20 protein-coding genes are annotated in these 25113 nt (G+C 66.5%); 3 read left to right on the plus strand and 17 right to left on the minus strand.

Annotated features, from left to right (window positions below):
* Window positions 1-2: 2 nt before the first annotated feature.
* Both D2E22_RS06990 and D2E22_RS06995 read right to left on the minus strand, forming a co-directional pair.
* Window positions 3-809 carry a DeoR/GlpR family DNA-binding transcription regulator gene (locus tag D2E22_RS06990; protein WP_126032378.1) on the minus strand — a complete coding sequence of 269 codons (807 nt, stop codon included), beginning with the start codon at window positions 807-809 and terminating at the stop codon, window positions 3-5.
* 181 nt (window positions 810-990) lie between these two features.
* Window positions 991-1989 carry a polyprenol monophosphomannose synthase gene (locus D2E22_RS06995; RefSeq protein WP_126032379.1) on the minus strand — a complete coding sequence of 333 codons (999 nt, stop codon included), beginning with the start codon at window positions 1987-1989 and terminating at the stop codon, window positions 991-993.
* 279 nt (window positions 1990-2268) lie between these two features.
* On the opposite strand from D2E22_RS06995, the gene D2E22_RS07000 reads away from it, so the two are divergent.
* Window positions 2269-3417, plus strand: coding sequence for a quinone-dependent dihydroorotate dehydrogenase (locus D2E22_RS07000; protein WP_126032380.1), 1149 nt, complete (start codon window positions 2269-2271; stop codon window positions 3415-3417).
* A 72-nt stretch (window positions 3418-3489) separates the two neighbouring features.
* Here the strand turns inward: D2E22_RS07000 and D2E22_RS07005 are convergent, their stop codons facing one another.
* The 13 genes from D2E22_RS07005 to D2E22_RS07060 form a co-directional block, all read right to left on the minus strand.
* Window positions 3490-4641 carry an NADH:flavin oxidoreductase/NADH oxidase gene (locus D2E22_RS07005; RefSeq protein WP_126032381.1) on the minus strand — a complete coding sequence of 384 codons (1152 nt, stop codon included), beginning with the start codon at window positions 4639-4641 and terminating at the stop codon, window positions 3490-3492.
* Window positions 4642-4805: 164 nt separating this feature from the next.
* Window positions 4806-7043 carry a transglycosylase domain-containing protein gene (locus tag D2E22_RS07010; RefSeq protein WP_420897247.1) on the minus strand — a complete coding sequence of 746 codons (2238 nt, stop codon included), beginning with the start codon at window positions 7041-7043 and terminating at the stop codon, window positions 4806-4808.
* 148 nt (window positions 7044-7191) lie between these two features.
* Complete coding sequence (locus D2E22_RS07015) at window positions 7192-7902, minus strand: Crp/Fnr family transcriptional regulator (RefSeq protein WP_126032383.1); 711 nt, start codon at window positions 7900-7902, stop codon at window positions 7192-7194.
* Window positions 7903-8249: 347 nt separating this feature from the next.
* Window positions 8250-9599 (minus strand): lipoate--protein ligase family protein, encoded by a 1350-nt coding sequence (locus D2E22_RS07020; protein ID WP_126032384.1) that lies wholly within the window; start codon window positions 9597-9599, stop codon window positions 8250-8252.
* Window positions 9600-9611: 12 nt separating this feature from the next.
* Window positions 9612-10484 carry a TM2 domain-containing protein gene (locus tag D2E22_RS07025; protein WP_126032385.1) on the minus strand — a complete coding sequence of 291 codons (873 nt, stop codon included), beginning with the start codon at window positions 10482-10484 and terminating at the stop codon, window positions 9612-9614.
* Window positions 10485-11095: 611 nt separating this feature from the next.
* On the minus strand, window positions 11096-11227 hold the full coding sequence (locus D2E22_RS10865) for a hypothetical protein (RefSeq protein ID WP_277600012.1): 132 nt from the start codon (window positions 11225-11227) through the stop codon (window positions 11096-11098).
* A 175-nt stretch (window positions 11228-11402) separates the two neighbouring features.
* The gene (locus D2E22_RS07030; protein ID WP_126032386.1) at window positions 11403-12440 is read right to left on the minus strand and encodes a 3-isopropylmalate dehydrogenase; all 1038 of its coding nucleotides are present in this window, start codon (window positions 12438-12440) and stop codon (window positions 11403-11405) included.
* Between the two features lie 138 nt (window positions 12441-12578).
* Window positions 12579-15014 carry a S9 family peptidase gene (locus tag D2E22_RS07035; protein ID WP_126032387.1) on the minus strand — a complete coding sequence of 812 codons (2436 nt, stop codon included), beginning with the start codon at window positions 15012-15014 and terminating at the stop codon, window positions 12579-12581.
* A 311-nt stretch (window positions 15015-15325) separates the two neighbouring features.
* On the minus strand, window positions 15326-16504 hold the full coding sequence (locus D2E22_RS07040; protein ID WP_420897248.1) for an App1 family protein: 1179 nt from the start codon (window positions 16502-16504) through the stop codon (window positions 15326-15328).
* Window positions 16505-16869: 365 nt separating this feature from the next.
* Entirely contained in the window at window positions 16870-17271 is a 402-nt protein-coding gene (gene gcvH, locus D2E22_RS07045; protein ID WP_126032389.1) for a glycine cleavage system protein GcvH, read from the minus strand.
* 150 nt (window positions 17272-17421) lie between these two features.
* A complete protein-coding gene (gene nudC, locus D2E22_RS07050; RefSeq protein WP_126032390.1) occupies window positions 17422-18492 on the minus strand; it encodes an NAD(+) diphosphatase in 1071 nt (356 codons plus the stop codon).
* A gap of 221 nt (window positions 18493-18713) precedes the next feature.
* A complete protein-coding gene (locus tag D2E22_RS07055; RefSeq protein ID WP_126032391.1) occupies window positions 18714-19583 on the minus strand; it encodes an alpha/beta fold hydrolase in 870 nt (289 codons plus the stop codon).
* Between the two features lie 64 nt (window positions 19584-19647).
* Window positions 19648-20283: an NUDIX hydrolase family protein gene (locus D2E22_RS07060; RefSeq protein ID WP_126032392.1), complete on the minus strand. Its 636-nt coding sequence runs from the start codon at window positions 20281-20283 to the stop codon at window positions 19648-19650.
* Between the two features lie 221 nt (window positions 20284-20504).
* Here D2E22_RS07060 and D2E22_RS07065 point away from each other — a divergent pair, with 221 nt between their 5' ends.
* Both D2E22_RS07065 and D2E22_RS07070 read left to right on the plus strand, forming a co-directional pair.
* Window positions 20505-20903, plus strand: a complete 399-nt coding sequence (locus tag D2E22_RS07065; protein ID WP_095612494.1) for a thioredoxin family protein — start codon at window positions 20505-20507, stop codon at window positions 20901-20903.
* 350 nt (window positions 20904-21253) lie between these two features.
* Complete coding sequence (locus D2E22_RS07070) at window positions 21254-22327, plus strand: aggregation-promoting factor C-terminal-like domain-containing protein (RefSeq protein WP_126032393.1); 1074 nt, start codon at window positions 21254-21256, stop codon at window positions 22325-22327.
* A gap of 110 nt (window positions 22328-22437) precedes the next feature.
* Here the strand turns inward: D2E22_RS07070 and D2E22_RS07075 are convergent, their stop codons facing one another.
* Complete coding sequence (locus tag D2E22_RS07075; protein WP_126032394.1) at window positions 22438-22911, minus strand: hypothetical protein; 474 nt, start codon at window positions 22909-22911, stop codon at window positions 22438-22440.
* 210 nt (window positions 22912-23121) lie between these two features.
* Window positions 23122-25086, minus strand: coding sequence for a DUF4012 domain-containing protein (locus D2E22_RS07080; protein WP_126032395.1), 1965 nt, complete (start codon window positions 25084-25086; stop codon window positions 23122-23124).
* Window positions 25087-25113 lie beyond the last annotated feature (27 nt).

Here is a 25113-nt window from a genome sequence, read left to right on the forward strand (position 1 = left end):
CGTCATTCGCTTTCTGTTTCTTCGGACGCCCTGTCGTGGGCGAGTACGAGTTCCTTGACGAGGTCGCGCGTCTTCGTCACCGAATCCGCGTCGAGGCCGTCGTCGGTGATGACCGTGTCCACCTGGTCGAAGCGCGCGAACAGCGACAGCGACGTGCTGCTCCACTTCGTGTGGTCGGTGAGGATGATCGTGCGGTCGGCGATGTCCATCATCGCCATGTCGGTCGCCGCCTCGAGCGAGTTCGGCATCAGGAAGCCGCGCGGGATCGACACCGAGTGGGTGCCGAGGAACACGGTGTTCACGCGCAGCGACGCGATGACCTTGTCGGCGATCGGCCCGACGAGCGAGTTCGATCGCGTGATGACGCCTCCGGTGACGATGACCTCGACGTCCTTCGATTCAAGGGCCTGCACGAGTTCGGCGACCGGGATCGAGTTCGTCAGGATCGTGATGCCGTTCGAGCGCTGCGACTCGAGCAGGTGCTGCGCGAAGACGTAGGCGGTCGTGCCGCCTCCGATCGCGATGACGTCGCCCGGCGAGACGTAGTCGATCGCCTGCTGCGCGATCGCGTCCTTGAGGCCGATGTCCATCTGCGACTTGACCGAGAACAGCGGTTCGCTCAGCAATGTGCTCGTCGACACGGCGCCGCCGTGCACGCGGCGCAGCAGGCCCTTGTCCGCGAGTTCGGCGATGTCCCTGCGGATCGTCATCGCCGAGACGCCGAGCTCCTTGGACAGCGCGGTGATGCGCACCGCGCCACGCGTGCGCAAGCGGCTCAGGATGAGATGCTGTCGTTGTGAGGAAATCATGTGAACATTATCGCACATTTCATTTCATCAGACAACTCGAAACAAACATTTCGGCGTGTTTTCCAAACAGAAGTTCACATGAATCGATCTTTTACACACGTATGCAAAACGGACGCAGGCGTCCGCACCGGCTGGCCTCCCCGTCGGACAACGTCCGCGTCAGCCGGTGTCCTCGTGCTTGTCAGTCGATGTTCTCGGCCTCGGCCTCGAGGTCGTCGCCGAACTCGTCGTCGGGCGCGTCGGCGATCTGACGGCGCGCCGCGAGACGCTTGAACTCGCGTTCGCGCGGGTCGCGCAGCTGCCGGTGCATGCGCGAGAACCCCCACCCGGTCACCTTGCGCATCGCCTCGTGCACGATCGCGCCGTCCATCTTCGAGGTGCCGAGCGCGCGCTCCGGGAACACGATCGGCACCTCGACGACGACGCCCCCGGCCGCCACGACGCGCCGCGTCATGTCGATCTGGAACACGTAGCCGTTGTCGTCGATGCCGTCGAGGTCGATCCTGCGCAGGATGCGCGCGCGGTAGGCGCGGAAGCCGCTCGTCATGTCGCGCACCTTGAGCCCGAGCATGAAGCGCGCGTAGGAGGAGCCGGCGCGCGAGATGACGTCGCGGTACCACGGCCAGTTCTGCGTCGTGCCGCCGGGGACGCGCCTCGAGCCGAGCACGAGGTCGACGCGCTCGTCGCCGCGGATCCGCTGCAGGATGCGCCGCAGGTCGTCGGGACGGTGGGAGCCGTCCATGTCCATCTCGCAGATCACGTCGTAGCCGCGCGCGAGCGCCCAGTTGAAGCCGTCGATGTACGCGGAGCCGAGGCCGAGCTTGCCGGCGCGGTGCAGCACGTGCAGCTTCGAGCCTGTCGTCGTCGCGTTGACGCGGTTCGCGATCTTGAGGTCGGCGGTGCTCACGTTCGCATCGGACAGCAGCGCCGCATCGTCGTCGTCCTTGCGGAACGCGACGTCCTGCGCGATGTCGTTGCTTTTGACCTCGACGCTCAGTCCGGGCGTCATATGCGTGGCCTTCGCGATGACGTCGGCGAGCCTGCCGGTGCCGTCGGGCGAGTTGTCGTCGACGATGAGCACGTCGACGTCCGGGTTGCGCTCGAAGACGCCGCTGAGCGTCGGTTCAAGGTTCGCGCGCTCGTTGTACGTCGGCATGACCACGCATACACGACCTGTCATATCCGCCTCCCGTCCGTCGGCCGCCGCCGGCCGTCTGCACCCGACTTTACCGCATGGCGCGGCGGCGCCCGCCCGGCCTCCGATCTGCATACCGACTGTAGTCAGCGCGCCCCGCCGCCGCATATCGTGCAGCCATCGGCAAAACCGCGCGCCCTTCGCCGCGCGTGTCTGCCACGCCGTGCAGGCGGACGGGCCTCGGCGTCCGCGCACACGGGCGCGCCCGCCGCTCCCCCGCGGTTCGCACGTGCGTTCCAGCGCCGGCCATGGCACAATGGAACGATGGCTTACGTTTCCGAAAACAGCTTGCACGACGCGGTCAACAAGGCGACGACCGACCTGTTCACCTGCGCGTACAAGCACGTCATCAAACCCCATTTCGTCTTCAACAAGCCGCCGGACCAGGCGCACGCCCAGATGACCGAGTTCTGCAAGGCCACGCGCAACATCGCGCCGCTGATGTGGCTGCTGCGCCAGATGCTCGACTACACCGACCCGATCCTCGAGACCTCGGTCATGGGCGTCGACTTCGCCAACCCCTTCGGCCTGTCCGCCGGCCTCGACAAGGACTGCGAGATGGCGACGCTGCTCGACAACGCCGGCTTCGGCTTCGAGACGGTCGGTTCGACGACGGCGCGTCCGTGCGCCGGCAATCCGCGCCCGTGGTTCCACCGGCTGCCCGAATACGATTCGATGATGGTGCATGTGGGCCTGGCGAACGAGGGCTCCGACAAGATCATCGCGAAGACCGAGCAGGCGTGGCGCCGCACGCGCACGATGCAGATGTCGGTGTCGATCGCGCGCACGAACGACGACCTCGTCGGCGGCATCGACGAAGGCATCGAGGACTACTGCGTCTCGATGCGCCGTGCGGCCGGCCGCACGGCGATGGTCGAGGTGAACATCTCATGCCCGAACACGGCGGTCGGCGAGCCGTTCAACGAGGACCCGAAGGCACTCGACCGCCTGTTCACCGAGCTCGACAAGATCGAGCGCCCGCAGCCGACGCTCGTCAAGATGCCGCTCAACAAGACGTGGGAGGAGTTCCGCGAGCTCATCGACGTGCTCGCCGACCACAACGTGCAGGGCCTGTCGATCGCGAACCTGCAGAAGGACCGCACCGGACTCGACATCCCGCCCTCGTGGCTCGGCGGACTGTCGGGCGGCCCCTGCACCGTCGACAGCACCGAGCTGATCCGCCGCGTCCACCGCGACTACGGCGACCGTTTCGCGATCGCCGGCATCGGCGGCGTCTTCACGCCGAAGCAGGCGTATGAGAAGATCCGCGCCGGCTCGTCGCTCGTCATGTTCGTCTCGGCGCTGATGTACCGCGGCCCGCAGCAAATCACCGTGCTCAAGCGCGGACTCGCCGAGCTGCTGCGCCGCGACGGCTTCGAGAACGTGGCCGACGCCGTCGGCGTCGACGCGTGAGGAACCGCCGGCGAACATGAGGAGGCCCGGACGCCATTGACGGCGTCCGGGCCTCCTTCGTTCACGCGGCGCTCACCAGTTTTCGCCGTCGCGCCACGCGCCGCGCACGAGCTGCGACGGATAGTCGATCTCGTCGCGCGCCATGCCGAGCTTCGCGGCGGCGCGCAGCGGCCAGTACGGCTCGCGCAGGGCCGCACGGCCGATCTCGACGGCGTCGGCCTGCCCGTGCGTGAGGATCCTGAGCGCCTGACGCGGCTTCGTGATCAGACCGACCGCCGTCGTCGCGATGCCGGCCTCGTTGCGCACGCGGTCGGCGAACGGCACCTGGTAGCCGGGGCCCTCCGGAATCGTCACCCGCGGCAGCACGCCGCCGGTCGAGACGTCGATCAGGTCGACGCCGTGGTCCTTGAGCGTCCTCGCGAGCGCGACGGCGTCGTCGGCGCCGAATCCGCCCTCGGCCCAGTCGGTCGCCGAGATGCGCACGAACACCGGCATGTCGTCGCGCACGACGGCGCGCACCTTGTCCACCGTCTCGATGAGCATGCGCGCGCGGTTCCGGGGCGATCCGCCGTACTCGTCGTCGCGCACGTTCGTCAGCGGATCGAGGAACTCGGACAACAGGTAGCCGTGGGCCGCATGGATCTCGATCGCCTCGAACCCGGCCTCCTGCGCGCGCCAGGCGGCGTCGCGGAAACGGTCCTCGATGGCGTGGATCTCGTCGACGCCGAGCGCGCGCGGCTCGGGAAGGTCGCCGTAGGCGATCGCCGACGGCGCGACGGTGCGCCAGCCGCCTTCGTCGGGCGCGAGGCCCTCCCCCGGCACGCCGATGTCGAAACAGCCTGTCGACGCCTTGCGTCCCGCATGGCCCAGCTGGATCGCCGGCGTCGCGCCGGCGCGCTTCATGCCGTCGACGATCCACCGGTAGGCGTCGATCTGCCCGTCCTCCCACAGGCCGAGGTCGCATGGCGAGATGCGCCCCTCGGGCGTGACGGCCGTCGCCTCGACGATGATGAGCCCGAAGCCGCCGAGCGCCCGGGACACGTAATGCTGGTAGTGGAAATCAGTCGGCCTGCCGTCGCATGCCGTCACCGAGTACATGCACATCGGCGGCAGCCAGATGCGGTTGCGCGCGCTCGCGCCGCGGATCGTGATCGGTTCGAACAGGATCGGACGCGCCGCCGTGCGCTGTGCCGAGCCTCGCTTCTGCTTCTTTGCTTTTCCCATACCGCGCACTGTAGCACATGCGCGCGCGGACGTCGCGGGCCGCAGATCCCGCCGGCGATGCGGGGAACAAGGCCATGGCGACGCGAGGGGCGCCCCTCCATGCCGGAAGGGCGCCCCTCGCGTCGCCGTTCGGACCGGAGCGCACGGCCGCGGTCCGTGGCCGACTACTGTGTGGTCGTCGTGCCCTGCTGCGTGCCGGTCGTACCGGTCGTACCGGTCGTGCCGGTCGTCTGCCCGGTCGAGCGCATATATTTGTCGACCGGTTGTCCGTAGTCGTTGTCCATCGGCAGGTTCTTCTTCTCCGCGTATTTGCTCACGGCCTGGCTGAAGGCCGGGGCCGCGATCGTCGAACCGTCCCAGTAGCCGTGGTAGTTGCCGTTGATCGCGATGTTCTCGATCGGGTGGTTCGTCGGGTCCTGCGCGTCGCCGACGAGCACGAAGGTCGCGATCTGGTTCGGGATGAAGCCGCCGGTCGTCACGTACATGTTCTCGTTCGTACCGGTCTTCGCGAAGGTCTTGCGGTTGTTGGCGAGCTGCGCCGCGCCGGCCGCGCCGTCGGAGCGCGTCACGCCCTGGTTCATCGTGTACGCGAGCGTCTGGATGATGTCCTTGTCGACCGCCTGATGGCAATTCGCCTTCGGCACGTCGAGCTGTTCGCCGTCGGTGTTCTCGACCGACTTGATCGCGATCGGCGTGCACTGCACGCCGTCGGCCGCGTACGTCGCGTAGACGTTCGCCATCGTCAGCGGCGAGACCGAGGTAGTGCCGCCGATGAGCAGCGCCGGGTGCATCGAGATGTCCGAGTAGACGTCCTCCTGGCCGATCTTCGCGTTGTGGTAGCCGACGGCCTTCGCCGCGTCGGCGACCGCGCACAGGCCGATCTGCGCGCCCATCGCCGCCATCGTCGTGTTGTGCGAGTGGACGAGGCCGAGGAACGGGCTTTCCGGCGAGACGGTGCCGTTCGTCAACGCGTTCGTCACGTGCCAGTTGTCGGTGCCGCCGACGTAGCCGTTGCAGTTGAAGCGGTTCGTCAGGAAGTCGGTCGGCGCGACGAGCATCTCGTTGATCGAACGTCCCTGCTGCATCCACGCGATGAGGTTGATCGGCTTCCACGACGAACCGATCGGGAAGCCCTGGCCGCCGCCGTCGATCTGGTCGACGGCGTAGTTCATCGACGATTTCGTCGGATCGGTCGCGGCCGCATCGGTCGCGTCGTAGGTGCGGTTGAGGCCGAAGCCGAGCACTTCGCCGGTTCCCGGCTTGACCGAGGCCATGACGATCTCCATGCCGGAGGGATCGTTCGCCGGGATCGTCTGGTTCGCCGTCTCCATCATCGCGTTGCTCGCGTCCAGGTCGAGCGTCGTGACGATCTTGAGGCCGCCCTCCTGCAGCAGCTTCTCGCGTTCCTCGGCCGTCTTGCCGAACTCGGGCGAGTTCTCGATCTTGTGCACGACGTAGTCGCAGAAGAAGCCGGTGTTGTACTTCGCGGCCATGCATCCGCGGCTCACGTCGGTCAGCTGCAGCGTGTCCTTGAGCGGCGTGTTGACGGCCTCCTCGTACTCCTGCTGCGTGATGAACTTCTGGTCGAGCATCAGCTTGAGCACGATGTCGCGCTGCTTCTGCGCCTCCTCCTGGTTCTCGGGGATCGACGGATCGTACTTCGACGGGTTCTTCGTGACCATCGCGATCGTCGCCGCCTGGACGACGGTGAGCTTGTCGGCGGTCGTGTTGAAGTAGCGCTCGGCGGCCGCCTGCACGCCGTAGAGCGAGTTCGAGCCGAACTGCGCGATGTTCAGGTAGCCCTGCAGGATCTCCTGCTTCGAGTACTTCTTCTCCATCTGCACCGACAGCAGCATCTCGCGCAGCTTGCGGGCGATCGTGTCCTCGGTCGCGTGGTATTCGCCGATCGGGTCGTCGCTTTCGCGCGCCTTCGTTGCGAGCACGTTCTTCACGTACTGCTGCGTGAGGCTCGATCCGCCCTGCTGGTCGCCCTGCTTCATGTACGTCTGCACGAAGGCGCGCATGACGCCCTGCACATCGACGCCCGAGTGCTCCCAGAAGCGCTTGTCCTCGCGGGCCACGACGGCCTGCATCATCGGCTTCGAGATGTCCTTGAGCGGCACGACCTCGCGGTTCTGCGCGTAGAACTCAGCGATGACGGTCTTGCCGTCGTTCGCGTACATCGTCGATTTCTGCGGCAGGTTCGTCACGTCGAAGTCGATGCCTTCGACCTCCATCGACGGCGACACCGCCCGCGCCACGTTGTTCGCACCCATGACCGCGGGAAGGAACAGCAGGCACGTCGTCGCGCCGCCGGCGACGCACAGCGTGATGAACGCCAGCGCGAGTGCGAGAATGCGCACTCCGCTCAGGGTTTTCTTCTTCTTGGGCATGCGCACCATTCTATGTTGCCGGCTCTACCGACACCAGAGGCGTCAATCGTGGCATTGGCCACATTCCGCGCCCTTCGCGCGACACGCATCCAGCGATTTCACACGTTGTTCACAGCGCATCGCCAGCATTGCCGCGCCCGTACGGCCGCGAATCCGTTCAGCGCTGCGATCTGCGGATGAGCTTGCCCGGCTGGTAGATGACGATCGTGCGCCCCTCGCGCGCGATCCATCCGCGGTTCGCGAAATCCATAAGCGCCTTGTTCACCGTCTCCCTCGACGAGCCGACGAGCTGCGCCATCTCCTCCTGCGTGAGGTCGTGCGGCACCTGCAGCCCGGCTTCGACCGGCTTGCCGAAGCGCGACGCGAGGTCGAGCAGCGTCTTCGCGAGCCTGGCCGGCACGTCCATGAACACGAGGTCGGCGATGCGTTCGTTGTTCGCGCGCATGCGGTGCGCGAGCACCTGCAGCATGTCGACGGCGACGCGCGGATACTTGTCGAGCCACCGGAACAGCGCGTCATGCTCAAGCCAGACGAGGCGCGTGTCGTTCATCATCGCGATCGCCGACGCCGTGCGCGGGCCGCCGTCGGGATCGAAGACCGGGATCTCGCCAAGCACCTCGCCGCGCGCCTGGATGCTGAGCAGCTGCACACGGTCGTCGATCGACTTGCGCGTCAGCTTGACGCGTCCGCTCTCGATGACGTACATCCGCTGGTCGGTGTCCCCCTCGCGGAAGATGCAATCGCCCTTCTGCACGGTCTCATGGTGCAGCGCCGGCAGCAGTTCCTCGGCTTGTTCGGCGGAGACGTGCCTGAACAACGCCGTCTGCAGCAGCGCATTGTCCTCCCTGTACGTCTCGTCCGATGCCATGACCACCTCGTTTCACGGTTGTTTCACACGGCCGCGCGGCGCGCGCGCCGACGTCCATTGTACCGTCGTCGCATCGCCGCCGCCAACCCGGAGGCGGCGGCCGTCCGCCGCCCCATGCGCCGGCGCCCTTGTGCAGCGCGTCATGCCCGGCGTATCCCGCGACATGCCGCCGTCCGCGCCGCGGCATACCCGATCGCGGACGGCGGCGGTCTGTACAAGCGGCGCCGCGACGCCGTCAAACCGCCGCCGGCGGCGAACACGGACACGACCGACGCATCGAGCGCGCCGCCGATGGCCGTCGCCTTCCGGAGCGCGGAGACGATCCTGCGCATTGGTCCTGCTATGCCCTATGCCCGCATAGACGTCTGCGAGCCGAACGACGCCGCGACCCGCGCCATCGTCGCGATGACCTCCTCGCGCGTCATCGTCGTCTGCGCCGTCATCGGCTCGACGCGCCGACGCGCCGATTTCACGGCCTTGTCCGACATCTTCTCCGGATCGGTGATGAGGACGTCGCCCATCGCGGCCGCGTCGATCGCATACGCGAGCGTGACGTGGTGCAGCAGGCAGCCGGGGCCGCCGTCGCGCGCGGGTACGCGCATCTGCGCCGCGCCGCCGATCTTGCCGCCGACGACGGTCTCGCCGGCGCCGCCGTCATGCACGGCGGCGATGTCGTTGAGCCCCGCATAGCATGCGCGCACGCCGCACTCGGCGAGCGCCGCGAGCAGCCACGCGTCGCACAGCTGATAGACCTGCACGGCGTCGAGTCCGTCGGCGAACCACAACGGCGCGTACAGCGAATAGGTGATCGTGTCGGCCGGTTCGACGAACATCGCGCCGCCGCCGGTGCCGCGGCGCACGATGTGCACGCCGCGCGCATGCGCCGCCGCCACGTCCACCTCATCCTCGATCGACTGGTAGCGGCCGCAGACGACGGCCGGCGCCGCCCAGTGCCAGACGCGGATCGTCGGCGGGCGCTCGCCGTCGGCCATCTGGCGCGCCCATTGTGGTTCGAGCGCCATCTGCTCCTCGGGCATCCGCGGCCGGTCGACGACGACATGCGGCCGCAGCGCCGCCCAGCGCGAACGGATCTCGTCGGCGCCGATGCATATCGGCGACGGCGTCCGCGGATGCTGCGCGGCCCGCCACGAACGGCGCACCCGCGCCGTATGGCGTTCCTCGAAGGCGCGCGCGGCGCCGTCGTCCCCGGCCGCCGCGCGCAGCGCCGCCAACGCGATCGCGTCGGCGTTCGCACCGATGAGCCGATCGCCGAGCACATCGTCGATGCGCCGCACCGTGCGTCGGTACCATGCCTCCACCGCGTTCTCCGTCGCGCGCATGCGCGGATCGGCATCGCGAAGGTCCCCGTCATCATCCTCTTTGACATGGATCTCGTCCGCGCGTATACGCGGATCGGCATCAACGGAATCAACGTCATCGACGGCATCGGCTGTCGGAACGAATCCGTCATCCGGCGCGGCGACGCCAGCCATCGCACCGCCGTCGGCCGACGCGGCATCGGCGAGCGTCATATCGAGTTCGCGGGCGGCGTCGGCGATGACGTTTTCGACGGCGTCGATGGCGGCGCGCGCATCATCGTCGGCGAAGAAATCGCCGTCGAGACATGCGCCGGCGGCAAGCGTCACACGGACGAGCTTGCCGCCGGGCACTTTGACGGAACCGGAACGTTCGGTCATGGCCGCATCCCGTCAGTCCATCAGTTCGACGCCGCGCGCGTCGCGATGCTCGGGCGTGCCGTAGTCGGAGGTGAGGATGCGCACGCCTTCGATCCACGACCAGATCAGCGCGGCGAGCGGTCCCAGGCCGAGCGCGACCCAGCCGAGCGCCGTCAGCAGCAGCTGCGCGATGCCGCGGCCGGTGTAGCCGAGGTAGAAGTTGTGGATGCCGAACATGCCGAAGAAGAGCGCGAGCAGGCCCGCGAGGATCTTGTTGCGCGCGATGTAGTAGGTCGCCGGCGCCGCATAGGCCGGCTGCGCGCCGTTCGGCGCACCATAGGCAGGCTGCTGCGTATACGGCTGCTGCGCGGAGCCCGGCGCGGCATAGGTCGGCGCGGTGTAGGCGTCCGCCGGCATCGTGTGGTCGGTGAAGGCATCGGTTGACGGCTGCCCATACGGGCTCGACGTCGGGGCCGCCGTATACGGGTTGCCCATCGAGTCGACGGTCTGCGCGGCCGGCGCCGACGTCTGCGCATAGATCGCGGTCGGCATGCCGGGCGTGGCCGAAGTCGGCGTGTCGGTGGTCGTCGGCGCAACGTTGGAGGCGGGGGCCGGCGCACCGTAGGCGGACGGATTGCCGAAGGTGGGCTGCGCGCCGTCCGGCGCCATGTCGAAAGCGGTCGCAGCGGAGGACGGCGCGTCGGAAATCGCCTCCGTGACGGTCGCGTCCGCGACGTCCTCGGCCGCGATCGTCTCGGTGACCGTGTCGCCCGCCGGGTCGGTCACGCTCGTCTGCTCGAAGGCCACCGTCTGCGGGTCGGCCTGCAGATCGGCGCTCGCGTCGTTCAGGTTGTCCGGATCGGTCGGGTTGGTTGGATTGTCCGGATTGGTCTGTGGTTGTGTCATCGGTTCCTCGATTTCCTCATGCATATGCGCGGCGCACACATGCCGTTGCCGTTGGCTCTAACGTCAACGGTAGCCGCCTCCGATGGGAGTTGGCTGCACGTTTCCCGACTTTCAGCGTAACGTACCGCACATCCGCGCACACAACGCATCTGCCCCAGCCGATCGCCTCGCGCGCACCTGCGCCATCGGCACCTGCAGCCGCATCCAACCAGCCCACCCGATACCCGCAACCGCCTCTTAGCGACCGTCGCCGCCCTTTAACGAACACCGCCGCCGCAAACCGCACCCCTGATGATCGCGGCCACACCGCTCAGCGAGCACATCCGCCCCAATCCGCACCCACGCCGATCGCAACCGCCTCGTCCGCGAAGGTAGCCGCCCCCCCTAGCGAACGCCACCGTCCCGACCCGCACCCGCGGCGATCGGCAACGCGTCGGCGTCCGCGTATTCTCATTCACGGAACGCCGCCGCATAACAACGTCGACGGCAGTATTCAGGTAAACTCACCTATCCACTGCCGCCGCACACCCATCGGCGACCCGCCACGCAACAACGAAAAACGGACGCCCGCGTGCATGCGGACGTCCGTCGAAGCGTTGTGGCCGACGCGCTCAGGCGACGTAGACCGGACCGTACTCGCTCGGAACGTGGGTCGTCGCGATGTACGGGCCCGACGTCGGACGCGCATAGGTCTGGAAGCCGTTGCTGTAGTTCATCGACGCTTCTTCACAGTTGCAGCACATGATTACCTCTTTCGTACGGCACGTGGTCGTGCCGTGGTTTCGTTACCGGGAACCGCTTGCGCGGTTCGTTGCACATACGGCGCTCATTCTACAGCCGAGGGCCGAAGAACGGCCGGAGCCGTTTACGCATCGCGCAGACGCCGCCGGCCGCATCATCCGGACGTCCCGCAGGCGTTCAGATGCGCGCGAGGATGTCGCGGCCGACCTCATCGGTCGAGCGCGCCGTCGAGCCGAGCTCGGCGATATCCGCCTCGACCGCCGCGTCGATGCGCGCCGCGGCGTCGTCGAATCCGAGGTGACGCAGCAGCATCGCGGCCGACAGGATCGCGGCCGTCGGATTCGCGATGCCCTTGCCGGCGATGTCCGGCGCCGAACCGTGAATCGGCTCGAACATCGACGGATACTCGTCGATCGCGTTGATGCAGCCGGACGCCGAATAGCCGACGCCGCCGACGACGGCGCCCGCCTCATCGGTGAGGATGTCGCCGAAGAGGTTGTCGGTGAGGATGACGTCGAAACGCTGCGGATCGTTGACGAGGTAGATCGTGGCCGCGTCGATGTGGTTGTAGTCGTGCGTGACCTCGGGGTACTCCTCGCCGACCTTGTCGACGATGCGCTGCCACATGTCGCCGGCGTTGACGAGCACGTTCTTCTTGTGCACGAGCGTCACATGCTTGCGGCGCTTCATCGCCAGCTCGAACGCGTAGCGCACGACGCGTTCGACGCCGTAGGCCGTGTTGATCGAGACTTCGGTGGCCACTTCGTGCTCGGTGCCCTTGCGGATCGCGCCGCCGGCGCCGCAGTACAGGCCTTCGGTGCCTTCGCGCACGACGACGAAGTCGATGTCGCCCGGCTGCGCGAGCGGCGACGTGACGCCCTTGTACAGCTTCGACGGGCGCAGGTTCACGTACTGGTCGAGCGCGAAGCGCAGCTTGAGCAGCAGGCCGCGTTCGAGGACGCCGGCCTTGACGCGCGGGTCGCCGACCGCGCCGAGCAGGATCGCGTCGGTCTTCTTGATGGCCTCGAGGTCCTCGTCCGGCAGGATCTCGCCGTCGCGCAGATAACGTTCGGCGCCGAGATCGAAGGGCACGTAGTTGAATGCCGCCACGTCCGCGGCCGCCTTCTCCAGCGCCTGCTGCGCCCACGGGGTTACTTCCTTGCCGATGCCGTCGCCGGGAATGACGGCGATCGTGTACTGCTTGTGTTCGCTCATGACATGCGAGCGTACACGCGCGCGGACGGCGCGCATGCGGCGCCGTTCATTCCGTGGACAGCGCCGCCATTCGATTCCATATAGTGGGATTTCGATTGAGACATCGTGCCGGCGCCGGCCGCGTCGGCACCGCCCCCGTCAGCGCACGGCTGTTTCGAGCAGCTCCTCGGCGCCCATCGCCTCCAGGCACCACGCGTTCTCATAGCAGACGTCACGCCACTGCCTGTAGCGTCCGGTGCCGCCGCCGTGCCCGGCCTCGACCTCGATCCTGATGAGCGCGTCAAGCCCCGCCGACTGCAGCCGCGCGACCCATTTGAGCGGTTCGACGACGAGGACGCGCGAATCGTTCATCGACGTCGTCACGAAGATCCTCGGGTACCGTGCCACGGCCTCGCCGTCGCGCCACACGGCGTGCGCCGCGTCGTCGGCGGCCGGCTCCGGCATCGGCGCGTTCTCATACGGCGAGTAGTCGCGCATGTAGCGGTAGGCCTCGGCGTCGTGCAGCGGATCGCCCCACTCGTCCCATTCGGTCACCGTCAGCGGCAGCGACGGGTCGAGCATCGTCGTCAACGCGTCGACGAACGGCACGTCCGCCTCGATGCCGGCGTACCGCTCCGGCGCCATGTTCGCGACGGCGCCCATCAGCAATCCTCCCGCCGATCCGCCGTTGGCGACGGTGCGCGCCGGGTCGGCGAGTCCGCAGTCCTGCAGCGCGGCGGTCACGTCGACGAAATCCTCGAAAGTGTGCTTCTTGCGCAACCTGCGGCCGTTCTCATACCATGCGCGTCCCATCTCGCCGCCGCCGCGCACATGCGGCACCGCATACAGCACACCGCGGTCGAGCAGGCTCAGCCGCGCGATCGAGAAACCCGGATCGGAACTGATCTCATAGGCGCCGTAGCCGATGACGAACATCGGCATACGCTCGCGCATCGCGTCACGCCGGTAGACGAGGGAGACGGGGATGCGTTCGCCGTCGCGCGCCGTCACCCAGACACGGCGCTCCGCATAGTCGCGCGGATCGTAACCGCCGAGCACCGTCGCCTCCTTGAGCAGCACGTCGGCGCCGTCGCGCGTGTCGAGCTCGTGCAGCTCGCCGGGACGCGTGTAGCTCGTGAACAGGTAACGCATGCGCGGCGCGTCATACGAGGGATTGCCGGCCGTGCCGATCGAATAGAGCCGTCCCGCCTCGCCGTCGAAGCCGTCGAGCGCCGGCACCGGCACGTCCCGCGGCGTCCAGTCGCCGTCGAGCGCGGGCGGCGTGACCGCCTCGAACCGCCACGGACGGCCATGGAGGAAATCATCGGCCGCCGCGTCCTTGCCCATGACGGCGAGACGCGGCAGGCCGTCGGCACGGTAGGACAATGCGACGAAATGCCGGTGCAGCGCGATGCCGTCGATCGCCAGGCCGCGCACGCCGCGCAGCAGCTCCGGGTTGCGCGGGTCGTCGAACGGCGTGCCGACCGGCATCGCCGACGCCCCCTCGATGACGGCGTCGCCAAGCTCGCAGCCGTACGGCGATCCGCACGCGATCATCGTGCCGTCGCCGAGCGAGTACGGCGCGGCATGCGCGCGCATGTCGATGACGTCGATCTCGAAATTCGGGTTCGTCGCGTTGTGGTAGACGACGGCGGCCGGCACGTCCTCGCCGCGCTCGCCGGCGCCTTCGAAGGTCGCGAAGCTCACGTCGTACTCGACGCCCTCCCGGCGCGGAATGAACGGCGTGAACTCGCCCTCCGGGTCGCTCACCGGCAGCATCAGCACCTCGCTCGTCGTCTTCGAGCCGGTGCCGATCACCAGATGCCGCTCGTCGAAGGACACGCCGATGCCGGTCCAGAAGCGTTCGTCCTCCTCACGGTAGACGTCCACGTCGTCGGCGACGTCGGTGCCGACCTTGTGCCGGCGGATGAGCCACGGCCGCTGCGCCTCGTCGAGCACCGTATAGAACACGTAGCGCGCGTCCGGCGTGAAGCAGGCGGCCGCGATGCCTTCGAATCGTTCCGGCAGCTCATGCCCGGTCGCGATCTCTCGGATCGTGAAATCGTAGCGTTCGTCGCCGTTCGTGTCGACGCCGAGCAGCATCCAACGACCGTCCTTGCTGATGTCCATGCCGCCGATGCGGTAGAAGTCATGGCCTTGCGCCTCGACGTTCGCGTCAAGGATGACCTGTTCGCCCTCGAGCTCCCCCGGACGCTGCGTCGCGTCGATTTCCGGCGGATTCCAGTCGTCCTCATCACGCACCGGCAGCCGGCATTGCACCGCGTACTGCCTGCCCTCCTGTGTGCGCGCGTAGTACCAGTAGCCGTCCATGCGCGTCGGCACCGACATGTCGGTCTCCTGGACATGCGAACGGAACTCCTCGAAAAGCCGATTGCGTAACGGTTCGAGATGCGCCATGCGCGACTCGGTGTATGCGTTCTCGTCGGCCACGTACTGCTTGAGACGCGGCGACTCCTTGTCCCTCATCCACTCGTAGGGGTCGACGAAGACGTCGTCGTGGAAACTGCGCTCGTTGTTGATCCGCGCGGCCTGCGGCGGCCGGGTGCCCGCCTGCGCGTTCTGCTCGTTGGTCATGCGCCGATTATACGCACGCACGCGTCCCGGCCAGCGCCCATATACGCGCCGCAGGCCGCCAGCATCCCGTCCGACGTCGCAATCCGCGCAACCATACGCCCTCTGGATCGCCAGCCCCTTTTCCGGCGTCCCGATCCGCGCACATGTACGCCCTCTGAGTCGCCAGCACTGCGCCCAGCGGCCCAATCCGCGCATGCATACGCGCTACAGGCCGCCAGCACCCTGCCCGGCGTCCCGATCCGCGCACATGTACGCGCCGCAGGACGACAGAGCCCCGCGGCACATTGGGCGCAGGACGTCACAGCCCGGCGTCAGACGAACTGCTCGAGGTATGGCAGCATCGTCTTCATCATGTTCGCGCCGGTCGCGCCGGTGAACACCGGCACGTCGGTGTCCGGCACCGGCTGCGTCGCCGCTAATCCGGTCATCGACGCGAGGCCGCCGCCCGCCTCGCGCGGCGACAGCTGCCGGATGCCGATCGCGAGCACACGTCCCGGATACCGGCGCACGATCTGCGCGTACGTCGTCGGATCCTTCTGCCCGTCGTCGCCGATCAGGATGAACTTCATGTCCGGGAAGTCCTCCATCAGCTGTTCGGCGTATTCAAGCTTGTGCTGCACGCCGGAAGGCACGAAGGTCTTCGGCCTGGGGTCGAGGTCGCGCAGCAGCAGCGGACCGTCCGGGAATCCGTAGTCGGTGATGAATCCGCGGATCTGGCTTTCGACGTTCCACGGCGACGTCGACAGATAGAAGAACGGCGCGTTCGGGAACATCGCGCGAATCTTGTTGTACATCACGGCCATGCCCGGCACCGACGCCCGCTTGTGCGGCGACAGCAGCAGCATGTTGTAGGCGGCCTTCCACACGGTCGGCACCTGCGTGACCATGATCGTGTCGTCCACGTCGGAGATGACGCCCACCTTCGTGTCGCTCGGGATCGTGAACAGTTCCGCCTCGACCGGCGGACGGCGCGGCACCATGCAGCTGATCGTGTGGACGCCCGGCCGCAGCCGGTGCTCGGCGAGCAGGTCGAGGTACCCGGCCGAGTCGGAGATCGAATAGTCCATCGTCTGGCTGCGCGAGGGATCCATCGGATCGTAGACCTCCATCGTGCCGACCTGCACCGTCTTGAGCGGCACGTCGTCGATGTCGATGCGCACGCGTTCATGCGCCGCCGGCACTTCGAGCATCGCGTGGATGCCGCGCATCGGCGTATGCGGCTTGGCGTGCGTCGGCGCATAGATCGTGCGGCAGACGAGGCGCGAATACTCCTCGGTGCCGTATCCGACGTACGATTTGACGCTCGGGAACCAGTTGAGCTTGCGCACGAGCGACGTCGAGACCTTGATCCACACGCCGAACAGGGCGATGACGGCCTTGCGCGCGATCGCCTTGACCGGATTCGTCATCTGCAGCCGACGCCGACGCACGAAGCGGTGGCGCGGCACGCCGGTCGCGATCTCGCCGAGCGGCACGGCGACCGTCGGCATGTCGTCGGTCGCCGTCGCCGCCGACGTCGTGCGCAGCGCGACGGCGGCGGGGGCCGCCTCGCCGTCCCCCTGCGCCGTGAGCGCGGCGAGCGCGGCGTCGTCCTCGACGATTTCGGCGCCGGGTCTGGCCGTGCTGCGCACACGGCGCACGCCGGCGCGGCCTTCGCGCTCGATTTCGTTCAGCGCGCGGTCGAGCAGCCGTTTCGTCGTCCGCAGCCGTCGTTCTGATGCTTCCGGATCGCTCATGTCAGCTCCCTTCATTCCCTACCTATGTGTACGTCCGTACGTATGCGTGCGCCCGTATCTGTGCGCCGTGGTCGTGCGGCGTGCCGATCCCGTCCCACGGCACGCCGCCGCCGTTGCTTCTATTGCTTGATGACGGCCGCGTATTCGTCCGCGCCCAGCAGCTCGGGGACGTCGTCGTCGAGCTCGATCTTGACGAGCCAGCCCTCGCCGTAGGGGTCGTCGTTGATGATTGCGGCGTCGTCCTCGGCTTCGTGGTTGACGTATTTCACGGTGCCGGCGACCGGGCTGATGACCGGTTCGACGGCCTTCGCCGATTCGATCTGCATGAGCTCGTCGCCCGCCTCCACGCGCGTGCCGATCTGCGGTAGGTCGACGAACACGATGTCGCCCATGCGTTCGGCCGCGTATTCTGTGATGCCGATGACGGCCGGTTCGACCGAGTCGTCCACCCACACGTGGTCCTCGCTGTACTGCAGGTGCCGCGGGATGTCGAGCCTGTCCGCCTGTTCCTCCTGTGCCATGTTTGCCTCGTTTCCTTGGTTTCCTTGATTTTTTGGGTTTCCTACGCTGTTGCGCCGTCCGACGGTCCACGTCGGCCGTATGCCGGCGACGCCGTTGCCGTTGCCATTATGCCAGCTTTCGCCGCGGCCGGCCCCCGCCGGCGGCCACGCTCAGATCTGCCGGCCGTACCATTCCTCGATCATGACGCGCGCGATCGTCGCCTTGCCCGGCGCTTCGATCTGCCCGGTCACGAGCAGCTCGGTGTATTCGTCGCGCGTCACCCATCGCGCGTCGGCGACCTCCTCGCCGTCCACCTGCACGTCGGTGTTGAGCGCCTGCCCCTTGAAGCCCATCATCAGCGACAGCGTGTACGGCCATGGCTGCGATCCCAGATACTTGACCTCGCCGACGCGGATGCCCGTCTCCTCGAGCGTTTCGCGCCGGCATGCGTGTTCGAGGTTCTCGCCCGCCTCGACGAATCCCGCGGACACCGAGTACAGCAGCGGGTTCTTCCACGCCTTGTTGTGCTGGATGAGCAGCCGGTCCTGCGCATCCACGACCGTCATGATGACGGCCGGCTCCACGCGCGGGAACAGCAGCCTGAAGTCGTCCTGCTCGTTCGTGCAGCGCTGCGCCCATCCGCTCATCGCCTGCTCGACCGGATATCCGCAGTGCGGGCAGTGCCGCTGGTAGGCGAACCAGTTCGACAAGGCGAGCATCGTCGTCGCCTGCCCGATCTCCCGTGCCGACGCGCGCGGCGCGAATCCGCGCAGATCGACCCAGTCGAATCGTGCGATCGCCGATGCGAAGACGCCGTCGTTCATGTCATGTCCGCTGTCCGCGTCGTCGAAGTCGTCGTCGACGTGCCGCGCGGCATCGTCCTCGGGCGTCTCGTGCGCGACGTCGGTCAGGTCGAGCGCGACGACGTGCTGCGGCGTCGCTCCCGTGTAGGAGCCGAGGTAGATCGCCTTGACCTCCGGATGGTGCGGCAGCGCGTCGGCGACATATTGCCCGGGCAATGTCGCGAGCCGCATATGCGCGGCCGACTGCCGTACGAGCGCGCGCTGTCCGAAGGGCACGGCGAGCAGTCCCGCGCGCGTGAGCACGACGCTCGTGCCCGCTTCGCGCAGCACGTCGTCGATAAGATGCGGGTCGGCGCGACGCTCCACGCCGTAATCGATGTCGCCCTGTGCGAGCGGCAGATATGGCAGCGCCTGCGTCAATGCGAGCGATGAGAACATCGGCATCATCTCCTCGGAACCGTTTCCGGTCGTCGTCTTCTCCGTCGGGGGCCGTGGAATCCGCAGCCGTCCGGCCGGCGCGGCCCTTCCCTCCACTGTAGGGCACGACGCCCTATGACGCCGCCGCGGCGGCTACGCGTTGCGCGATACGGCTTGCGCCACCGGCCGATATTCCGCCGTGGACCGCACGACGCGCTCCCCACGCTCGCCGACGTCGGCGTCTACCGGTTCTCGTCGACGGCGCGCGGCACGCGCGCGATGAGGTCGAGCAGCGCGTCCGCCACGATCTGCGGCCGTTCCCACGCGCTGAAGTGCCCGCAGTCCTCGATTTCGGTGACTTTGACGTCGGTGTGCGTCATCGCGTCCGCGATCGGTCGCATGACCTTCGGGCTGCTCGACGGATCGTCGATCCCGCAGATGACGGCCGCCGGCGCCGTGATCCGCGCGAACTGGTCGTTGAGGTCGGGGCGCCCCGCCGCCATCAGTTCGCGCCATGCGACGCCCGCCGGCTGCTGTTCGCGGATCCATGTGCCGAACTGCTCGATGTAGGCCGGAGAACGTTTGACGCTCGAATCGCCGGGGTGCACGTCGGTGAAGAACATGACCGGTTCGGTCGTATGCCGTTCGACGCATTCACGCGCGATCCGCACGCGGTTCTCGCGCGCCCGTTCGCTGTCGGAGTCGCCTTTCGTGTCGAGCAGCGCGATGCCGGCGACCGTCTCGGGATGCCGCCGCTGGATGTCGAGCACGACGTATCCGCCCATCGACAGCCCTGCCCAGATCGCCTGCCGGTAGCCGGCCGCATGCAGCAGCTCGACGTAGGCGTCGGCGATCAGGTCCAGCGCCTGCGGATACGCGCCGTCGGCGGCGACCGTGCCGCTTTCCTGCGGCGTCGGCACCGGCGACGCCCCGGCTCCCGGCATGTCGGGCGCCCAGATCGGGAACTGCACGAGCTCCTGCGCGTCCGTCGTCTCCATCAACGCCGTCGCGCAGCGGTCCCACATCCTGTGGTCGACCGGGAATCCGTGCACGAGGACGAGCGGCGTCCCCTCGCCGTCCCTGTGGATGTGGTTTTCGATCGTCAGCGTCATCCTTGCGTCTCCTTGTCCGCGTCCTTCACGTCGTGCACCCGTCGCCGGTGCCGTCACGATCGCGTCACAGCCCCGTCCATGCGAGCGCCTGCCGCACAATATAGTCGTGGCCGTCGCTCATCTGCTCGAGGAATTCGTCGAAGGCGTCCGAGTGCGGGTCGACCCATTCGACGTCGAGCGTCTCGTCCTGGGGTTTGCAATCGCCGGCGATCGGCACGATGTAGCACAGCGCGATCGCGTGCTGCCGTTCGTCGTGGTACGGCGAGACGCCGGGCGTCGGGAAGAACTCGGCGACGGTGAACGGCGTCAGCCCCTGCGGCAGCACCGGCAACGCGATGTCGCCGAGGTCCTTCGCGACGTTGCGCGCGATCGCCTCACGGATCGTCTCATGGTAGAGCACGCGGCCCGCGATGAGCGTGCGTTCGACGATCGTGCCGCCGTCGGAGACGCGCAGCAGCGAGCCGATGCTCGTCACGCGGCCGAAGTCGTCGACGCGCACCGGCACGACCTCCACGTATGCGACCGGCATCTCGCGGCGCACGCGGCCGAGTTCATGTTCGTCGATCCATCCGGGAGGCGTGACGCGTCCCGAACCGCGCGCGCGGGTGAAGTCCTCGGGGGTGATGTGGTCGAACTCGCCGCGGCGACGTCCCGCGTCGTAATCGTCGTCGTCCGGCACTTCGTCATTCAGAACTGGCATGTACCCATTATCGATGCGCGGGCGCTTGCATGGAAGCGGCGTGTCGGCGCCGCTGCGCAACGCGGACGCCTATATCCGACTATCCGACGCACGCCGGCTTCGCCGCGATTACCCCGCTGGCTGATTCGGGGGCGTTCGTGCGTGTTTGTGGAATGCTGGAGGAGACGATGCGGTTGTTTATGGCAGCTGTATCGAACACGAACGTCATTAAGGAGACCACCATGGCAGTTCAGGAAATCACCACCGAGACCTTCCCGCAGGCAGTCAAGGACCATCAGATCGCGTTCTTCGACTTCTTCGCCACCTGGTGCGGCCCGTGCCGCGCCTTCGGCCCGATCTTCGAGAAGGCTAGCGAGGCGAACCCGGACGTCTTCTTCGGCAAGATCGACATCGACAAGAACCAGGACCTCGCCGCGCAGGCGAACGTCCAGGCCGTGCCGACGCTGATGATCGTCAAGGATGGCCACATCATCTATCAGGAGCCGGGTGCGCTGCGCGCACCGGATCTCGATGACATCATCGATCAGGCGAAGAAGCTTGACGTGCAGGCCGCGCTTGAGGAGGCGCAGAAGAACGATGAGGATCCGCATGAGATCCTCGAGGAGAACGAGGACAAGTAAGCCGACCGTTCACCAGAGAAGAACGCCCGTCCCGGCCTTATGCCGGGGCGGGCGTTCTTCGTCCGTCCGGACTTCGGTGTTCCGCCGTCGGCGCATCAGCGGCCGTCACAGCACCGTGCGTGACGCGGCGCCGTCCTGCACTTCTCCCCTGTGCCGACGAATCGTGGACCCTGATGCCCGAACTGTGAAGATATCGGTATTCCCATGCCATGCCGAGAGGCGTGCGATATACTGTTGTTTAGTGTGTATTCCGGCGGCGGTCATATGAGACCGCGCGCACCGCGACGCCCTTTGCACGATCGGGGCCGCGAATACCGCCGAGGATTATCAGACGTACGTTGAGGAGCACAATGGCTACCCGTCACAAAGCAGACCAACCGACGCTTCGTTCACTCACCAAGAGGCAGTGGATCCGCATCGCCTCCGTGTGCGCAGCAGTGGGTCTGGTCGTGGCTGGAGGTGCGGCCACGCGAAGCATCTACTCCCATGCCAGCGGCACCCCCACCGCGCAGCCGACCGCCTACTCAATCTCCGATGAACACGCGGCCTCCCGCGGCAACGCACGTGACGCGCTCGATGGCGCGCCGACCTACGTGAACGTCACGATCAACGGCAAGACGCGCACCGTGCTCGGCACGGACTTCACCGACGTGAAGTCGGTGCTTGACGCCGGTGACATCACGCTGGAGAGCGGTGACACCGTCGAACCTTCGCTGAAGACGAAGGTCGACGAATCGACGACGATCACGATCAACCGCGCCGGCGCGAAGATGGAGACCGAGGAATCGAAGATTCCGTTCAACACCATCAAGAAGGAGACGTCGTCGCTGCCGAAGGGCACCGAGCAGGTCGAGACCGAAGGCCAGGAGGGCATCCTCGAGAAGACGAACCTCGTCGAACGCAGCGGTGACAAGGTCATCTCGTCGAACACCTTCGCCTCGTGGGTGAAGAAGGCCCCGGTCGAGAAGGTCATCCTCGTCGGCACCGCGGACCCGCAGCCCACGGAGCAGCCGCAGCCCACGACGGACACGTCGGACAGCGCCTCATCGAGCGGCGCCTCGTCAGATTCGGGCAACGCGTCGCAGCCGGCAGCGAGCAACAGCATCGGCACGACCGCCCCGGTCGGCGAGATGCAGCAGTGGGCGCATGACTACCTGCTCGCGAACGGCGGCACCGAAGCCGATTTCACGGCCACCGTCTTCATCATCTCCCACGAGTCCGGCTGGTCGGTCACGGCCACGAACCCGTCCTCCGGCGCCTACGGTCTGGCGCAGGCGCTGCCCGGTAGCAAGATGGCCTCGCACGGCGCCGACTGGGCGACGAACTACCAGACGCAGCTCAAGTGGTTCTGGGATTACTGCAAGGACCGCTACGGCTCGATCCAGGGCGCGTACTCGTTCTGGCAGGCGAACCACTGGTACTGATCCCGATACCGATTCCGGGCATCCCCCGGCGGTTCCGTCCGTCCAAGCAACATTGAGGCCCCATGGCATGTGCCATGGGGCCTCAATGCGCATTGACGCGCCGGAAACAATCAGGCGGCGTGCTTGGGGGCCGATTCCCGCTCCGGCGCGTTGTAATCGACGCCCTTTTTGCGGCCGCGCTTCTTCATGACGCCCTGACGGCAATCGCGCACGTCGAAGATGACCGTCTTGTCTTCCGGGAACGGTGTGCCCTTGAGCTGCGCGAAGGCGACCTCATCATCGGCGACCTCGGGGAAATCGAAGAATCGAAGCACGGCGCTGAGCACGACCGGGTTGTTCAGCGTGACCGACACGGTCTTGCGGCTCGGCGTGACGAATTCGATGGCGTTGGGGTCCGTCTCCGCGCATTCACGGATGGCGACCTGCTTGGTATGGGGGTTCGTCAGGATCTGCACATAGCTGGGAGCATCCAATTCCTGCACCGTGTTCTTGTTGAACCGCATGTACCGGGGCGTCACCGTGAGCACGGCGTTGCCAGCGGCGCTGACAGGATTGACAGGCTCAAAACCTTGTAAAACCGACATATTCGAACTTCCTTACGTCGTGATTTTGATTGCTTGCCCTTAAACTATATACCATATATCGTATTTTTAAAAATCGAAGTGTCGTGCATTGCTGATAGGTCTCCACGATAAGCATAAGCGAATAAGAAAACGGGGCGGAACGAATATTCGTTCCGCCCCATTCGCACCATCAGCGTATGCGGCGCAGCGGCACCGTCACGATGCCGTCCGTCACTGCACGCGGCACAGCTTCGTGTAGGTGACGTCCGGCTTCGCCGACGTCGTCGGCGTCTCGTCGACGCCGAGCTTCTGCGTCGCGTCCGGCGACACCGTCACGTCGAAGGAGTAGGTGACGCTGCTTTCCGGCTGCACCTGCGTCATCGTCGTGTAGATGAGCCTGAAGTTGAGCGAGTCGGCGACCGGATCCGCGCCGTTGCCGGTGACCTCGAAGTTGCTCATCGTGCCTCCCGCCGGCGGCATGAACATGATCTTCTCGAAGCTCGTGCCGTGGCTGTCGGGATACTCGGATCTGATGCCGGTGATGTACTCCGGCAGCGTCTTCGATTCCTCATCCGTCATCGTGTTCTGGATCGTGTATTCCACATGGTACTTCGCCGCGCCTTCCTCACCGCAGTCGAGCTGCGTGATCTTCGTGGAGCGCTTGATGTACCAGCCCATCTTCGACGGGTTGTTCTCGGTGATGTAGATGCCGATCTCCGGCTTGGCCTCATCGAGCGGCACCGTGGACGTCAATCCGCGCTCCCAGAGAATCTGCTGCAAGGTTGGATCGAAGGAGTAGACGGACAGATGCCGGTCATGCGCGAGCGTGAGCATCTCGGACACGAGGCTCACCATCTTCCCCGCACTCAGATCGCCCATAAGCCGCTTGACGCAGGCCTTCGCCACCGTGCCGAACATCGCGTCGGTGTCCTCGGGCTCATACTCCTTGTAGGCGGTGTTCAGCAGGAATTCGGCGGTGTTCGTGCCGGTCAGCACCGTTCCGTCGGAGAGCTTCACGTCCCCGAGGACCTTGACGAGCCCCTGCACCATCAGCGGATCTGCAAGGATGACGCCGTTGAGTTCGGTGTGCTTGCCCATATCCGTCTGATCCCAGATGTCCTTGAAGTATTCGGCGACGCGCACGTTATCCGGCGAATTCGCGATGTCGCGTATATCGTAGTTCAGGCTCATCGGGCCTTCTTCCTTGTACAGACGTTGTTCGTCCTCGGACAGGTTACGCGCCGTGGTTTTAGATCCAGAGAATTTCAGATTGCTCTGGAAATCGCCGATCTCAATCTTGCCGTCGTCGATCGTGACGGTGCCGACGGCGCCGATGAGACCGCCGCTGGCACGCATCTCCCCAGGAGTCATCGCCAGCACCGCGTAGGTCTGCTTGCCGTCGTATCCGAGCCATTCGGGCAGTTTCGGCGCATATTCGTAGACGCCATCCTGCAGATACCGATTGGCCTTGTCAAGCATGCCGCGGCTGCTGTTGAGCGCGTTCGCGACGACGCCGATACCCGGTTCGGGGATCTTGTCGAATTCCTCGGTGTACCGCTGCAGCGACTGCGCGGCCGTTTCGAGTTCCGGCAGCGACTGCATGATGGGCTCGACGTTGATGCGTCCGTTCTTGTAGATCGACTTGACGTCGATCCGCTGCGCGACGTCGACGAATTTCGGCGCCGTGTCCTGCGCCATCTCGTCGACGACGTCGGTCATCATCCGCACGACGCGCATGCTGCCTTTGATGCCGGGGATCTTCTCGGTGAACGACCACAATCCGCCGTTCGTGATGTCCCTCGCGGCGCGCGTCTGCTGCTGCACGTCGGCGACGACGCCGTCGAGGTCGTTGAGGCGATTGTTTTTGACGGCGTCCTTGACGACGGCGATCGCCGCCTCCTCATGATGCTTGACGAGCAGCGCCTGCGTGCCGACCGTGCCGATGAAGGCGACGACGACCGCGGCGATCGCGATGAGGACCCACCCCCACCAACGCACTCGCCGATACCATGCCGGCTTGTCCTTGTCGTCCCCGTCCGCCTCGGCTGCCGCCGTATCTGCGCCGTCGGCGGCGCCGATGCGCTCTGCGACGTCGTCCATCGTGGCGTCATCCGCCGGCCCGGCGTCGCCGACGTCCGGCGTCGTCATGCCGTCCTGCACGGCTTCGATATCATGCTCGTCGTCATGTGTGGGCATCACGATTCCTCTCGGTGGTCATTCTCA

Source organism: Bifidobacterium castoris, assembly GCF_003952025.1.
Lineage (GTDB): Bacteria > Actinomycetota > Actinomycetes > Actinomycetales > Bifidobacteriaceae > Bifidobacterium > Bifidobacterium castoris.

Excerpts from the sequence above, each read along its gene's own strand:
- D2E22_RS06990 (WP_126032378.1), bottom strand. The coding sequence starts at position 809 with ATGATTTCCTCACAACGACAGCATCTCATCCTGAGCCGCTTGCGCACG.
- D2E22_RS06995 (WP_126032379.1), bottom strand. The coding sequence starts at position 1,989 with ATGACAGGTCGTGTATGCGTGGTCATGCCGACGTACAACGAGCGCGCG.
- D2E22_RS07000 (WP_126032380.1), top strand. The coding sequence starts at position 2,269 with ATGGCTTACGTTTCCGAAAACAGCTTGCACGACGCGGTCAACAAGGCG.
- D2E22_RS07005 (WP_126032381.1), bottom strand. The coding sequence starts at position 4,641 with ATGGGAAAAGCAAAGAAGCAGAAGCGAGGCTCGGCACAGCGCACGGCG.
- D2E22_RS07010 (WP_420897247.1), bottom strand. The coding sequence starts at position 7,043 with ATGGTGCGCATGCCCAAGAAGAAGAAAACCCTGAGCGGAGTGCGCATT.
- D2E22_RS07015 (WP_126032383.1), bottom strand. The coding sequence starts at position 7,902 with ATGGCATCGGACGAGACGTACAGGGAGGACAATGCGCTGCTGCAGACG.
- D2E22_RS07020 (WP_126032384.1), bottom strand. The coding sequence starts at position 9,599 with ATGACCGAACGTTCCGGTTCCGTCAAAGTGCCCGGCGGCAAGCTCGTC.
- D2E22_RS07025 (WP_126032385.1), bottom strand. The coding sequence starts at position 10,484 with ATGACACAACCACAGACCAATCCGGACAATCCAACCAACCCGACCGAT.
- D2E22_RS10865 (WP_277600012.1), bottom strand. The coding sequence starts at position 11,227 with ATGTGCTGCAACTGTGAAGAAGCGTCGATGAACTACAGCAACGGCTTC.
- D2E22_RS07030 (WP_126032386.1), bottom strand. The coding sequence starts at position 12,440 with ATGAGCGAACACAAGCAGTACACGATCGCCGTCATTCCCGGCGACGGC.
- D2E22_RS07035 (WP_126032387.1), bottom strand. The coding sequence starts at position 15,014 with ATGACCAACGAGCAGAACGCGCAGGCGGGCACCCGGCCGCCGCAGGCC.
- D2E22_RS07040 (WP_420897248.1), bottom strand. The coding sequence starts at position 16,504 with ATGCCGACGGTCGCCGTGCCGCTCGGCGAGATCGCGACCGGCGTGCCG.
- gcvH (WP_126032389.1), bottom strand. The coding sequence starts at position 17,271 with ATGGCACAGGAGGAACAGGCGGACAGGCTCGACATCCCGCGGCACCTG.
- nudC (WP_126032390.1), bottom strand. The coding sequence starts at position 18,492 with ATGTTCTCATCGCTCGCATTGACGCAGGCGCTGCCATATCTGCCGCTC.
- D2E22_RS07055 (WP_126032391.1), bottom strand. The coding sequence starts at position 19,583 with ATGACGCTGACGATCGAAAACCACATCCACAGGGACGGCGAGGGGACG.
- D2E22_RS07060 (WP_126032392.1), bottom strand. The coding sequence starts at position 20,283 with ATGCCAGTTCTGAATGACGAAGTGCCGGACGACGACGATTACGACGCG.
- D2E22_RS07065 (WP_095612494.1), top strand. The coding sequence starts at position 20,505 with ATGGCAGTTCAGGAAATCACCACCGAGACCTTCCCGCAGGCAGTCAAG.
- D2E22_RS07070 (WP_126032393.1), top strand. The coding sequence starts at position 21,254 with ATGGCTACCCGTCACAAAGCAGACCAACCGACGCTTCGTTCACTCACC.
- D2E22_RS07075 (WP_126032394.1), bottom strand. The coding sequence starts at position 22,911 with ATGTCGGTTTTACAAGGTTTTGAGCCTGTCAATCCTGTCAGCGCCGCT.
- D2E22_RS07080 (WP_126032395.1), bottom strand. The coding sequence starts at position 25,086 with ATGCCCACACATGACGACGAGCATGATATCGAAGCCGTGCAGGACGGC.